Origin of the sequence: Segatella copri (assembly GCF_051861805.1) — a bacterium.
GTDB lineage: Bacteria > Bacteroidota > Bacteroidia > Bacteroidales > Bacteroidaceae > Prevotella > Prevotella copri_M.
On sequence record NZ_CP146520.1, the window covers coordinates 2,761,348 to 2,775,000 of the forward strand.

A 13,653-nucleotide genomic window follows, 5' to 3' on the forward strand; every position below is an offset into this window, starting at 1 on the left:
ATGCCAAATAAAGAAGAAAAGAGAATAACAGAGCAGAGCTCGCTCTACGAACATCTGGAAAAGATGAGCGTGGCTGAACTCACCGCTCATATCAATGCAGAAAACAAGAAGGTGGCTCTGGCGATAGAACAAGCATTGCCTGCCATCAACCAACTGATTTCCGCCATCGAAGGGCAGCTGAAGAAAGGCGGAAGGCTCTTCTATGCCGGTTGCGGAACGGGCGGAAGACTGGCTACGCTCGATACCATCGAGGTGCAGAACACCTATGGTATCGACGGTTCACAGATACAAGCCATCTTCCCCGGAGGCATCGGTTGCCTTACACAAACCAGGGAATCAAGAGAAGACGACCTGGAGAATGGCTGGCTTCAACTCTGCGACAAGCATATCTCAAAGCATGATTTCGTGCTGGGCTTCTCGGCAAGTGGCACTACTCCCTTTGTACTCGCCATCCTGAAGCATTGCAAAGAGGCAGGCATTCCTACGGGATGCATCGTGAACAATCCCCACGCTCCCATCGCCCAGGCTGCCGATTATCCTGTAGAGGTCATCACGGGACCGGAGTTCGTGACGGGAAGTACCCGTATGAAAGCCGGATCATCGCAGAAGATGATACTGGATATGATCAGTACTTCTCTTCAGATTCGTCAAGGACGAGTGGAAGGCAACAAGATGGTGAACGCCAAGCTCATCAATCATAAACTCATCGATCGTGCCTGCCGTATCTTCATGGAACGCAATCCGGAATATACGGATTACGAGAAAGTGAAGCTGCTGATTCTGAAAGCTGGAAGCGTGAAGAAGGCGGAAAAGCTGCTGAAGAATAAAAGCGATTCAGATATTTAGATAGAGTTAGACAAGATTTCACCTTATATAAATTGAACTATCAAGACTTCACCTTATATAATAGGACTATATGGCAAAGAAAGCAATTGTAATGGGTGCCACATCGGGCATCGGAATGGAAGTGGCAAAACTGCTTGCTGCAAAAGGATGGCAAGTGGGAATAGCCGGAAGAAGAATCGAAAGATTGCAGGCTCTGATTTCGCAGGGCGGCATTACCTGCTACCAGCAAATAGACGTAACTTCTCCAGATGCTCCTGCCCAACTTCAGGAACTCATCGATAAGTTGGGAGGCATGGACCTGTATTTCCATAGTTCTGGCATTGGCTGGCAGAATAATACGCTGGATATAGAAAAGGAGTTGAAGACCCTGGAAACCAATGGTTTGGGATTCACAAGAATGGTGGATACGGCATTCAACTGGTTTGCCGCCCAGTCTTCTACTCCAACCAACAAGAGCGATTTTTCTGTTCCTGAAAGTAAGAAGAAGGCAAACCATGCCTGTCAGAAATTCCGCATTGCCTGCATCACTTCCATTGCCGGAACCAAAGGTCTCGGTGCTGCCCCTTCCTACTCTGCCACCAAGCGATTCCAGAACCATTATCTGGAATGCCTGTCGCAGCAGGCACGGATGCGCCATCTCCCTATCGCCATCACAGATATCCGACCAGGTTTTGTAAAGACAGACCTTATCGCAGGCAGCAGTTATCCACTGCAGCTCAAACCGGAAGATGTGGCAAAGCATATCGAGAATGCCATCGAAAACGGAGTGGAAGTTAAGGTGATAGACTGGAGATATGATATCCTCGTCTTCCTCTGGCGACTCATTCCTAGATGGTTATGGACGAGATTGAGGATTACAACATAACAACTTTATTCCTTTCTGATGACAATCGTCTTGAACCAGTCTTTCAATACTCCAGCATATTGATCCTGCGAATCAGACAGCAGGATGACGACCTGGGAACCATCTTCCAGCTTGGGGCCCAGACACATGCCTTCGTAATTGGCAAAGGAACGCTTGGAAAGAGATAAGCCGGTTTTCCATTCCGCGAGCAATCTCTTTTTCAAGAAAGGAGTATCTGATGAAATATTCTCTTTCATAGAAAACTTCTCTTTCATAGAAAACTCCTCAGAATTCAAAGGATTTACCAAATAGAGCTTGCACTTGCAGAAAGCACCTATCTTGATCTTAGGAATAAATGCCTCACGCTCCAGAATCAGAAGCTGACCATCGGGCAAGGCACAAAGCTCACTCACACCCATCACATAGATATCTGCTTTCTTATAGGTAGAAGGTTGATCCATCTGATAGGCATAGGTCGTCATACAACGAGAGTCTTTCTTGCTGCTCACTTGCTCGCTATACGCTTCCTTGTTACGATTTTCCTTCATCTTTCCCCAATCAAACCTCATCAAACGAAGCTGGTTGGCCAATCCGTTTTGAGGAGTAGCAGGCTGTCCGTCCTTGCGAAGCGTGCTCTCAGGTATCGTCCAAAGATACTGCCGGACGGAATCAAAAGCCAGAGACTCAAAATTATAATTAGGATAAAAATCAGCAGAAGGCCATCTGCTTTCCCAAAGGTTCTGCTGATAGCCAACCTTGGCAGCATCTGCCGAAGTAGGCAGAATAGGAAACTCCTTTAAACGGCAATATCCTTCGCTTGCTATCACCAAGGTAGAATCAGAAACCTTCACGATGGCTTCGTGGTCAAAGCCTTTCTCCTGCCCTAACCAAGGCTTGCCGTCGTTCAGCGTTCCATCTGTTCTCTCGGTAAAACCAAGGTTCTCTACCTGTTCCAGTTCGCCAGTCTTGGGATTCACCTGAATTCGGAAGTTGAAGTACAGAGCACTATCCGACTTGTCGCTTACCACCGCATAGATATCATCATGCAGATGAGCAATGCCACTATAGTTGCCCGCAGCCACTGTTTTCGGAAAAGCCTTCTGGGAATTCTCTCTCACTACTTTCCAATCCTGTGCTCCAGCCAACAGACTGAATGCCAGGAAGATGGTCAGGATATTACAACGCTGCATAGGTAAGAACAAACTCCATGGTTAATTCGAAATCCACATGCGCCGTCTTTCTGCTCTTGAGATTCTCCACATCACACGACCAGTCTGCCATCGTATCAAATGGCTTCACCCGCATATCCTCAAACATCAGTTTTTCCTCTGAGAATAACTTGAAGACCGTTTCCTTGGCACACCAATGCACCAGCTTGGCATCCAGATCTTCCGCCTTCTCATCCTTTCGCAGGAATTTGGAAGCGATGCGCTCTACCCTATCGCTGAAGTATTCGATATCTACCGCCACTTCCTGATTTTTGGAAAGGATAAGCGCAGCATAACCCTTGGTATGCGAAACGCTGATATGATAACCACGGAACAATGGCTTTCCAGCCTCGTTGTGGGTAATGTCACCCGCATGAGAAAGCAACCCCTTGGATGCCCCGTTCGTCTTGAGCATCTCATACATTAATGCACGAATGGCAAGAAACTCCAGTTTCCTGCCATCGTTCTTATATTTCTCTTCCACCTGGGAGCGATAAGCCTGCAGAAGAGGGTATACTTCGAACAACTGTTCTACAGTCTCATCCATCTGCCATAAGCCCAAGCTCACTCCCGGATAAACTTCTCGTATATTGACTACTGCCATATTTTCTATTATAATCTGTTTTAAAATGAAACCCAGATGATTACTTAGAAGAATCCTCCACGTTATCTTTCACGGGATGCACCGTCACCTTAATCTTGCTGATGCGGCGCTCCTCAATGTTCATCACCTCAAAAGTATAGTTCTTATAATCTATCTTCTCGTGCATGCTTGGGAAATCGCCCTTGATTTCCAAGAGCAGACCAGCCAGGGAATCAGCATCACCCTCTACCTCCTCAAACTCTTCGTCATCTACATTCAGAATCTTGCAGAAATCAGAAAGCAAGGTCTTTCCTTCAAAGATGAAGGTGTTGTAATTTAATTTCGAGTAGAACTTCTCCTCCTCATCGTATTCATCGTTGATTTCTCCTACGATTTCCTCAAGGATATCCTCAAGAGTTACGATACCGGAAGTACCGCCGAACTCATCTACCACAATGGCGATATGAACCTTGTTATCCTGGAACTCGCGAAGCAGATCATCTATCTTCTTGGTTTCAGGAACAAAGTAAGGAGGACGAATCAAGCTCTGCCAACGGAAGTTGGAAGCCTTCGTGAGATAAGGCAATAAGTCCTTGATATACAACACACCACGGATATTATCCGTATTATCCTGATAAACGGGAATACGGCTATAGTTGTTTTCCTCAATGCATTTCAACACTTCAGGATAGGTGCTGCGGATATCCAGATCAACGATATTCTGTCGGCTGGTCATCACCTCCTTGGCAGTTTCATCACCAAAACGGATGATACCCTTCAGCATGCTCTGTTCGTCCTTGATATCATTCTTATCAGTGAGTTCCAGCGCCTGCTCCAAGTCATCCACGCTCAACACATGGTTCTCTTTCTGTATGATTTTTTCTGCCACGATACCACTCTTGAGCAGAACATTCTCCAAGGGCCAGAACAGTTTACGTGAGAACATGATGCCATTCACGCAACGGCGGCAGAACTTAAGGGAATCCTGACGGGCATATACCTTTGGCATGATTTCACCAAAGAGCAAGAGCAAGAAAGTTAAGACCACGGTGATGATGAGGAACTGAAGCCAATAAGCCTTCGGTCCAAACTCCACGATACCCGCAAAAACATAGTTAAGAAGCATGATAATGGTTACATTCACGAAGTTATTGGTTATCAATATGGTAGCCAATGTACGTTCGGAATCCTCACGCAACATCATGATTTTTCTGTCGGCATCAGTCTTTTCATCCTCCAGTTCCGCAACATCTGCAGGTGATAAACTAAAAAAGGCGATTTCGGAACCGCTGGCAAAAGCTGACGCGCCTAGTAAGATAGCCGCTAAACCTGCGGCTACCAGAACTCCGGTAGATGGATACAAGAGCACCACATCTCCAAAAGCATCTGTTATGGTAGATATATCCAATTTCTGAGCTGAAAATTTTAAAATGGTAAATCATTCTGATCTGTAGCCCCGGCAGTGGATGAATCCGTTGTCGAAGAAGCCGGCTGACTTGCAGCAGGCTGAACAGGCACAGGCTGAACAGGCTGAGCCGGTGCTGCCGAAGATGATGCAGAACGCGAGGTGAGCATCTCCATATTATCCACGTAAATCTCGGTGATATTATGTCGCTTTCCCTGCTTGTCATCATACAATCGGTAACGAATCCGTCCTTCTACATAGAGACGGTCGCCCTTGTGCACATACTTCTCCACGACCTTAGCCAGACCACGAAAAAACACAAGGTTATGCCAATCGGTATGGTCGGGCACTTTCATACCATTGGCCAAGGTGTATCCTTTCTCCGTTGTAGCGAAAGACACTTGAGCCACAGCCTGATCCGCATCGTAATAATGCACATCCGGTTCCTTTCCCACATTACCAATCAACATTACCTTATTCATCGTTTCTCCTTTTATAAATTAGTTACTTCCACATTCCGAGATAACGGAAATGGAAATTCTTACCCTTTGCTGAAGGGAACTGACTGCGTGAATCTACATGATCCTTCAAGTATTCCACGATACGGGTGTAGCAGTCTAAGCCAGACATAGCCTTCACGTTAGCCACGAAATGAGTATCACGGTATTCAAACTTACCTGTAGCTGGTACCAGCACTACACGCTTAAAGTCGATAGAACCCTCGTACCAACCCGGCTGCTCCTCAGCAAGTTGCAACATGACTGGATTCTCCTGGCGTTCAGCAGACGCAGTATTACGCAAAGCCTTCTTGTCCTTGAAATCCTGCATAGTAGCAGCAAGAGTCTTGATAACAATGAAATAAATACGTGGGCGAACTTTATAACGTTTGGGATAGCAAACATCGCTAGCGGCATAATCTCTAATATCAGCCTCTAGTTCAGCATCCATTCCAATCTCTGGGATACCTTTCAAAAAATCTATTGCTTCATCAACATTGTTAACCAATGTTTCCTGATCAAAATATCTTAAATATAAATTCATAATAGGTATGTTTCTCTATTTTCAATATAAAATAGAGCGGAAAACGGGACTCGGACCCGCGACCCCAACCTTGGCAAGGTTGTGCTCTACCAACTGAGCTATTTCCGCTTAAAAAAAATAATAAAAATGTGTGAAGAGGAGGAGACTCGAACTCCCACGACACAATTGTCACTACCCCCTCAAAGTAGCGCGTCTACCAATTCCGCCACCTCTCCAACATTTAAATACCATTTTGAATATCTGTGCCCAAGACAGGACTCGAACCTGCACGTTGAAAAACACACGCACCTGAAACGTGCGCGTCTACCAATTCCGCCACTTGGGCTTAAATTCAGAAACACTGAAGTTGAATACTTTTTATTCGAGCGGAAAACGGGACTCGGACCCGCGACCCCAACCTTGGCAAGGTTGTGCTCTACCAACTGAGCTATTTCCGCTTGTTCATTTTCGAGAAGTGAAGAGGAGGAGACTCGAACTCCCACGACACAATTGTCACTACCCCCTCAAAGTAGCGCGTCTACCAATTCCGCCACCTCTCCGTTCTCAAAAACTCCGTATTCAAAACAGAATTCCTGTTGTTTCAAAATGTTGAGCGGAAAACGGGACTCGGACCCGCGACCCCAACCTTGGCAAGGTTGTGCTCTACCAACTGAGCTATTTCCGCTTATTTCCTAACTTTCATAGGAGCGTTCCTCTGAATGCGGTTGCAAAAGTACTACATTTTTCTGAACCCACCAAATTTTTCAGCGATTTTTTTTCAAAAAAAGTACTTTTTCCTTCATTTTTGGGTAAAAGCAGGCATTTTTAGGCAAAAATCGCCCCTTTTCGGGGGCGATTTTGCAGTTTACTTACTAAAAACGTCTTTCCTTAATCCATTCTGTCGCGATAGTCTTCATAGCCAAATTGGCGCAAAATTTCTAAATTTCCATCCAAATGAACGATTCCGATGGCCGGATGAGTGATGCCATTGAAGGTATTTGTCTTCACAGTGGTGTAGTGAAGCATATCTTCGAAGATGACATTTTCACCAATTTCCAGTTCATGATCGAATTTCCAGAAGCCCATGAAGTCACCACTGAGGCAACTATTGCCTCCTATTCTATATATATGGTCCCCCTCTGGAGCCTTCATCGGGTCGTCTACTTCCAGCGTTTCGGCATTTCTCACGGCTGGCATGTATGGCATTTCGAGGCAATCTGGCATGTGACAGGTGAAACTTGCATTGATAATTGCTGTTCTGATACCCTTATCCTCTACCACATCTACTACCTGGGTAACCAGCGGACCGGTTTGCCATCCGAAAGCACTACCCGGTTCCATGATGACCTTGAGATGAGGATAACGGGCATGAAATCCCTTTAATATATTAATAAGGTGTAAAACGTCGTAATCCTTTCGGGTCATCAGGTGACCACCTCCAAAGTTGATCCATTTCAGCTGCGGGAACCATTTGGCAAACTTTTCTTCGATGTGCGCCAAGGTACGCTCAAAGACATCTGCCCCACTCTCGCAATGACAATGACAGTGGAAGCCCTCGATATCCGAAGGTAAGGTTTCGGGCAGTTTATCTGCCGACACGCCGAATCGGGTTCCCGGAGCGCATGGATTATATAATAAGGTCTCCACCTCGGAATATTCCGGGTTCACTCTCAATCCATACTTGATGGCAGGATTCGCCAGTCGGGCACGCTCATGATATCGCTCATACTGCGAAAGCGAATTGAACGAAAGATGGCTTGAGCATCGGGCTATCTCATCAATCTCGTAATCGGTATAAGCTGGCGAAAATGTATGCGCCGGACTTCCGAACTTCTCGAAAGCCAGCTTTGCCTCGCTCAATGAACTCGCCGTGGTAGACTGAATGTACTCTCTGAAGATAGGGAAAGTCTTCCACAAAGCGTATGCCTTGAAGGCAAGAATAATCTCCACATCGGCACGATCGGCCACACTTTTGATGAGGCTCAGGTTGCTTCTCAGGCGTTCCTCCTCCAAAACGTAAATTGGGGTGTTTAACCCGCTAAAAGTTGATAAATTCACTCTCATTTCTTGATAAATATTAATTTTATGGTGCAAAGATAGCTTTTTATCCCGATATAATTGCAGGTTTGCGAAATTTTTAATACTTTTGCAGTATAAAATGCATTTTGACGATGAAATTAGCAATAATGACCAAGTCCACATTCTTTGTGGAGGAAGACAAAATACTAACCTCGTTGTTCGACGAGGGCATGGACAACCTGCATCTTTTCAAGCCAGGTTCTTCGCCCATGTACTCTGAGCGCTTGCTCACTTTATTGCCAGAAGACTACCGGCGCAAGGTGACGGTTCACGACCATTATTACCTCAAGCAAGAATATGACTTGGCGGGAATACACATCGATGATCCGCTTGCTCCTGTTCCAGATGGCTATAAGGGCAAGTACAGTCGTACCTGTACCGATCTTTCCATGCTGAAGGAGATGAAGAAGAAGTCGAACTATGTTTTCTTGAAGAACATCTTCGACTGCATTGAGTTCAAGGACGAGAAATCTTCCTTCTCCCTGCAACAGCTGGAGATGGCAGCCAAAGCTGGACTCATCGACAAGAAGGTGTATGCCCTGGGAGGCATGAGTCTGGAAAATCTCAAAGCGGCAAAGGATTTAGGATTCGGTGGAGTCGTAATCTGTGGCGACATCTGGAACCGATTCGACATCCACAACGAGACCGACTTCAAGGAGCTCATCCAGCACTTCGAAAGATTGAGAAAAGCAATCAGTTAAAATAAGATAAGAAGAAAGAAATATATCATAACTATTAATACACGTAAACACTAAAGGAAAAATGAGTGACAAGAACTCTTATTTGGTATTCTCTGGTACTAACTCGAGATACCTTGCAGAGAAAATCTGCGCTAGTTTAGGTTGCCCACTGGGTAATTTGGTAGTAACCAAGTTCTCTGATGGTGAGTTTGGAGTTTCTTTCGAGGAATCTATCCGCGGCCGCGACGTATTCCTCGTACAGAGCACCTTCCCTAATTCAGACAACTTGATGGAGCTGCTCCTGATGATTGATGCTGCCAAGCGTGCATCTGCCCGTAACATTATCGCTGTTGTGCCTTACTTCGGTTGGGCTCGCCAGGACCGTAAGGACAAACCACGTGTCAGCATCGGTGCAAAATTGGTTGCCGACTTGCTCAGCGTAGCAGGTATCGACCGCCTCATCACCATGGACCTCCATGCCGATCAGATTCAGGGCTTCTTCGATGTTCCAGTAGATCACCTCTATGCATCTGGTGTCATCCTGCCTTACTTGCAGAGCCTGCGTCTCAAGGATATGGTAATTGCTTCTCCAGACGTAGGTGGTTCTAAGCGTGCCAATACTTATGCTAAGTACTTCGGTTGCCCTCTCGTACTTTGCAACAAGACTCGTGCCCGTGCCAATGTGGTTGCCAGCATGCAGATTATTGGCGATGTCAAGGACAAGAACGTTGTCATCATCGACGACATGGTTGATACAGCAGGTACTATCACCAAGGCTGCTGATATCATGAAGCAGGCTGGTGCCAAGACCGTTCGCGCCTGTGCTTCTCACTGTGTAATGAGTGGTCCTGCTTCAGAACGCGTACAGAATTCTGCTCTCGAGGAGATTGTTTTCACAGATTCAATCCCTTACACCAAGCGTTGCGACAAGGTTAAGCAGCTCACTATCGCTGATATGTTTGCTGAGACTATCCGCCGCGTAGAAGACAACGAGAGTATTTCTTCTCAGTATCTCGTATAATACATATATAAAAGGACAGGATTTCTAAGTTGTTGAAATCCTGTCCTTTTATGATATAACCAATCCCCCATTATGAAAACATTATTAAAACTCTTTATCGGATTTTTCTTTATTCTTTATGCCCTTTTAGGTTTAATATTTTGCTTTGATTCTCCTGACACTCTTACCAATATCGAACTCTTAGTTGGCTATATTGTCATATTGTGTGGAATTTATTACATTATCAAAAAAAGTAAGAAATAAAAAATCCCACACCTCCTTGCGAGATGTGGGATTAAATATATGATGCGAATAGAAATCCACTATCCTATTAGTTCAACCACTTAACGTAGCAGAAGTCCTGACGATGTGGCAATTTGTCGTTCTTAGGATACATACGAACGCCTGTCTTGAATGAACCAGCATTGATTGGCTCAATCTCAGCCTCGAATGTGAAGTTGTTGCCCTCGTGACCAACCATCTTGAATGGATAAACAGCATAAATCTGCTTGCCATCCTCTGGCTGTTCCTTCAATACAACAAGCTCCAAGCCTACTGCATCGTTCAAGCCCTGCTCGTCGATAACATACTGAACCTTGATCTTCTGACCAGTTTCAGCAGCCATCAACTTGCTGTCGTCCTTAGATACTACGTGAATACCATCCCAACGCTCAGCAACGCTTTCCTTCCAGAGTGCAATCTCCTTAGCCAAAGCATTGTCGTTAGCGCTCAACTTCTTGAAGCGGGCTGCCTCCTTGTTGTAGAACTTATCATAGTAGTCATCCAACTGACGCTTCATTGTATAGTGAGGAGCGATAGTAGCGATAGAGTTCTTTACTACCTGAATCCACTCCTTGCTGAAGCCTTCCTTGTTCTTGTTGTAGTACATTGGGATGATGTCGTTCTCCAAGAGGTTGTAGATAGTAGCAGCATCGAGCTGATCCTGGTAACCCTGGTTCTGGTATGTACGCTTCTCAGGAAGAGCCCAACCAGCACCCTCGCGGTAACCTTCTACCCACCAACCATCAAGTACAGAGAGGTTGACAACACCGTTCATCTCAGCCTTCTCGCCAGATGTACCAGAAGCCTCCAATGGACGTGTAGGAGTATTCATCCAGATGTCAACACCTGAAACCAGGCGACGAGCCAAAGTCATATCGTAGTCCTCGAGGAAGATAATCTTGCCAAGGAACTCAGGACGCTGGCTGATTTCGAAGATTCTCTTAATCAAGCCCTGACCAGCACCATCAGCTGGGTGAGCCTTACCAGAGAAGAAGAACAATACTGGGTGCTCTGGATCGTTAACGATCTTAGCCAAGCGATCCAAGTCGGTGAAGAGCAAATGAGCACGCTTGTATGTAGCGAAACGACGGCAGAAACCAATCATCAAAGCGTTAGGATTGATGCGCTCGAGCAAAGATACGACACGAGCAGGATCACCCTGATTCTTCAACCATGTCTGTGTAAACTTCTCACGGATGTAAGCTACGAGCTTCTTCTTCAATGTCATACGGGTATTCCAGATTTCTGCATCTGAAACATTGTAGATGGCATGCCAGATTTCCTCGTTGCTCTGGTCGTTCATGAAGTTCTTGTCGAAATATGTATCATAGAGCTTACGCCACTCTGTTGCTGTCCAAGTTGGGAAGTGAACACCGTTGGTTACATAACCTACGTGGTTCTCCTCTGGGAAGTAACCCTTCCAGATGTTAGAGAACATCTGCTGGCTTACCCAACCGTGGAGCTTACTTACGCCGTTAACCTCCTGGCAAGTGTTGCAAGCGAAGGTAGAGAGACAGAAACGCTCGTTGTGATCGTCTGCATTCTCACGACCCATACCGATGAACTCATCCCAAGAGATGCCGAGGCGCTGTGGATAGCCACCCATGTACTTACCGAAGAGAGCCTCGTCGAAGTAGTCGTGACCAGCTGGCACTGGAGTATGAACAGTATAGAGAGAAGAAGCGCGAACCAACTCGAGAGCCTGGTTGAAGTTCAAGCCATCCTCCTCAATGTAATCGCAGAGACGCTGCAGGTTGCAGAGAGCAGCATGACCCTCGTTGCAGTGATAAATATCCTTCTTGATACCAAGTTTCTTCAATGTCAGGATACCGCCGATACCCAACAGGATTTCCTGCTTCAGGCGATTCTCCCAGTCACCACCATAGAGAGAGTGAGTGATAGGACGGTCGAACTCTGAGTTCATATCATTATCTGTATCCAGGAGATACAACTTGATACGACCAACGTTCATCTGCCATACATAAGCGTGAACCTGATAGTTCATATAAGGTACATCGATGACAACAGGGTTGCCATTCTCATCCAGAACACGCTCCAAAGGGAGAGAATTGAAGTTCTGAGCATCATAATTGGCAATCTGCTGACCATCCATGCTCAAAGACTGCTTGAAATAACCATATCTGTAGAGGAAACCAACGCCACACATATCAACGTTGCTATCAGAAGCCTCCTTCATATAGTCACCAGCAAGCATACCGAGACCACCAGAGTAGATTTTAACCACCTGGTTGATACCATACTCCATGCAGAAGTAAGCTACAGATGGGCGCTTTGAGTTTGGCTTCACATCCATATACTCACGGAACATCTTATAGACGTTCTTTACCTTAGCCATTGTCTCCTTATCCTTAACAATAGCCTCCTTGCGATCGTAGCTCAAACGCTCCAAGAGCAATACTGGGTTAGCATTGCACTTCTCGTACAAGTCAGGATCAAGACTCTTGAACAGGTCACGACCCTCATAGTTCCATGCCCACCACATGTTGTGAGCAATCTCATCCAAGCACTTCAACTCTTTAGGAAGGCTTGACTTAATGGTTGTCTCCTTCCATTGAGGAGCATTAGCATAGTCTGCTTTAATTTTCATTGTGTTTCGATTTATAAAGTATAAATTTTCTCTAATTGTTATATCGTGATTTCTCACTATAAAGAGAGATATTTCTTATTTCTTCATACGTGCCTCTGCCTTGCGCAAAGCGAAATCGTAGGCATCATAATAGTACTCGATGAAGTGCTTCCACAAAGCCTTCTCCGAAAGCTTCTCGGCATTCTTGCGGCACTTGTTCACCTGAGTCTTGGTGAAGCCTGAGTACTTAGCCACTGTATCCTTGATGGCATCAGCCACCTCTGAATAATTGTAGTCTGTGCGCTTGATTACCTTCACACCATCCTCAATCTCGCTGTAGCTTCCCTTCTCTGAGTTTGCCCAAAGACCGAAGCCTGCCAAATCGGTTGTGATACAAGGTACCTTGAACGCCACTGCCTCCAATGGGGTGTATCCCCATGGCTCATAATAAGAAGGATAGATGCAGAGGTCATTACCCAATACTACATCATAGTAACTCTTGTTGATGATACCATCATCGCCAGTCAGATAGCAAGGCAAGAAAATCAGCTTCACCTTGTCTTCCTTATTATTATGCATATTGAAGTACTTCAACATACCCAGCACATTATCATGGCTCATGTTGTGCAACCAGTGGGTAATCTCAGGGACCTCCAGAGGAGTATCAAACTTCTTGCCACTATTCAAACGATCCAGAAGATCCTGACGTGGATCACCTACCCAACCCGGTACATCGATGAATGCCAGAACATTCTTCTTCAGATTGCTGTCACGAAGCAAACGATTCATTGCCTCGATATAGACATCGATACCCTTATTGCGGAACTCATAACGGCCACTGGTAGAAACAATGAGAGTTTCATCGTCCAGATCAGTACCCATCAAAGCATTAGCCACATCGAGCAGACGCTTTCTCGCTTCCTTGCGTTTCTTGGAGAATGTTGCAGCTTTAGGTACGAAACTATTATCAAATCCGTTAGGTAATACGAAGTCAACAGGCTTGTCGAGCAATTCCTTGCACTCATTGGCAGTAATATCGCTCACAGTAGTGAAACAATCCACATACTTAGCCGTTTGCTTTTCGATAGAATGCTTGCTTTCCATGTTAAGTTCCTGCGC

The 13,653-nt window shown here is 45.6% G+C and carries 12 protein-coding genes and 6 tRNA genes (1 of these 18 only partly in view); 4 read left to right on the top strand and 14 right to left on the bottom strand.

Annotated features, from left to right (window positions below; translation table 11 throughout):
* Nucleotides 1-846, top strand: a complete 846-nt coding sequence (locus V8Z93_RS10855) for an N-acetylmuramic acid 6-phosphate etherase (protein ID WP_439431512.1) — start codon at nt 1-3, stop codon at nt 844-846.
* Nucleotides 847-916: 70 nt separating this feature from the next.
* Nucleotides 917-1,711: an SDR family NAD(P)-dependent oxidoreductase gene (locus tag V8Z93_RS10860; RefSeq protein ID WP_200758127.1), complete on the top strand. Its 795-nt coding sequence runs from the start codon at nt 917-919 to the stop codon at nt 1,709-1,711.
* 5 nt (nt 1,712-1,716) lie between these two features.
* On the opposite strand, the gene V8Z93_RS10865 is transcribed toward V8Z93_RS10860, so the two are convergent.
* The 12 genes from V8Z93_RS10865 to nspC form a co-directional block, all read right to left on the bottom strand.
* Nucleotides 1,717-2,880, bottom strand: a complete 1,164-nt coding sequence (locus tag V8Z93_RS10865; RefSeq protein ID WP_200758128.1) for an esterase-like activity of phytase family protein — start codon at nt 2,878-2,880, stop codon at nt 1,717-1,719.
* Entirely contained in the window at nt 2,867-3,502 is a 636-nt protein-coding gene (locus V8Z93_RS10870; protein ID WP_439431513.1) for a 4'-phosphopantetheinyl transferase superfamily protein, read from the bottom strand. The genes V8Z93_RS10865 and V8Z93_RS10870 overlap by 14 nt, the downstream gene beginning before the upstream one ends.
* Nucleotides 3,503-3,542: 40 nt before the next feature.
* The gene (gene gldE, locus V8Z93_RS10875) at nt 3,543-4,850 is read right to left on the bottom strand and encodes a gliding motility-associated protein GldE (protein WP_439432852.1); all 1,308 of its coding nucleotides are present in this window, start codon (nt 4,848-4,850) and stop codon (nt 3,543-3,545) included.
* Between the two features lie 56 nt (nt 4,851-4,906).
* On the bottom strand, nt 4,907-5,368 hold the full coding sequence (locus V8Z93_RS10880; protein ID WP_217765059.1) for a single-stranded DNA-binding protein: 462 nt from the start codon (nt 5,366-5,368) through the stop codon (nt 4,907-4,909).
* A gap of 22 nt (nt 5,369-5,390) precedes the next feature.
* A complete protein-coding gene (locus V8Z93_RS10885) occupies nt 5,391-5,927 on the bottom strand; it encodes a hypothetical protein (RefSeq protein WP_203040387.1) in 537 nt (178 codons plus the stop codon).
* 35 nt (nt 5,928-5,962) lie between these two features.
* Nucleotides 5,963-6,035, bottom strand: a tRNA-Gly gene (locus V8Z93_RS10890).
* A 23-nt stretch (nt 6,036-6,058) separates the two neighbouring features.
* Nucleotides 6,059-6,142 (bottom strand) — tRNA-Leu (locus tag V8Z93_RS10895).
* 28 nt (nt 6,143-6,170) lie between these two features.
* A tRNA-Leu gene (locus V8Z93_RS10900) sits at nt 6,171-6,252 on the bottom strand.
* Between the two features lie 39 nt (nt 6,253-6,291).
* Nucleotides 6,292-6,364, bottom strand: a tRNA-Gly gene (locus tag V8Z93_RS10905).
* 18 nt (nt 6,365-6,382) lie between these two features.
* Nucleotides 6,383-6,466, bottom strand: a tRNA-Leu gene (locus tag V8Z93_RS10910).
* A gap of 52 nt (nt 6,467-6,518) precedes the next feature.
* Nucleotides 6,519-6,591: transfer RNA gene (locus V8Z93_RS10915), tRNA-Gly, on the bottom strand.
* A 203-nt stretch (nt 6,592-6,794) separates the two neighbouring features.
* Nucleotides 6,795-7,970 carry a carboxynorspermidine decarboxylase gene (nspC, locus tag V8Z93_RS10920; RefSeq protein WP_203040386.1) on the bottom strand — a complete coding sequence of 392 codons (1,176 nt, stop codon included), beginning with the start codon at nt 7,968-7,970 and terminating at the stop codon, nt 6,795-6,797.
* Between the two features lie 107 nt (nt 7,971-8,077).
* On the opposite strand from nspC, the gene V8Z93_RS10925 reads away from it, so the two are divergent.
* Together V8Z93_RS10925 and V8Z93_RS10930 are read left to right on the top strand one after the other, a co-directional pair.
* A complete protein-coding gene (locus tag V8Z93_RS10925; protein ID WP_203040385.1) occupies nt 8,078-8,686 on the top strand; it encodes a thiamine phosphate synthase in 609 nt (202 codons plus the stop codon).
* A 61-nt stretch (nt 8,687-8,747) separates the two neighbouring features.
* Nucleotides 8,748-9,686 (top strand): ribose-phosphate pyrophosphokinase, encoded by a 939-nt coding sequence (locus V8Z93_RS10930; protein WP_203040384.1) that lies wholly within the window; start codon nt 8,748-8,750, stop codon nt 9,684-9,686.
* 310 nt (nt 9,687-9,996) lie between these two features.
* Here V8Z93_RS10930 and glgP read toward each other — a convergent pair whose 3' ends face one another.
* Complete coding sequence (gene glgP / locus V8Z93_RS10935) at nt 9,997-12,555, bottom strand: alpha-glucan family phosphorylase (protein ID WP_203040383.1); 2,559 nt, start codon at nt 12,553-12,555, stop codon at nt 9,997-9,999.
* A gap of 75 nt (nt 12,556-12,630) precedes the next feature.
* Nucleotides 12,631-13,653, bottom strand: partial view of a glycogen/starch synthase gene (locus V8Z93_RS10940; RefSeq protein WP_203040382.1) — the 3' portion only. It continues 639 nt past the right edge of the window; only the last 1,023 of its 1,662 coding nucleotides appear in the window; its start codon lies off the right edge, out of view — the gene reads right to left on this strand; the stop codon is at nt 12,631-12,633.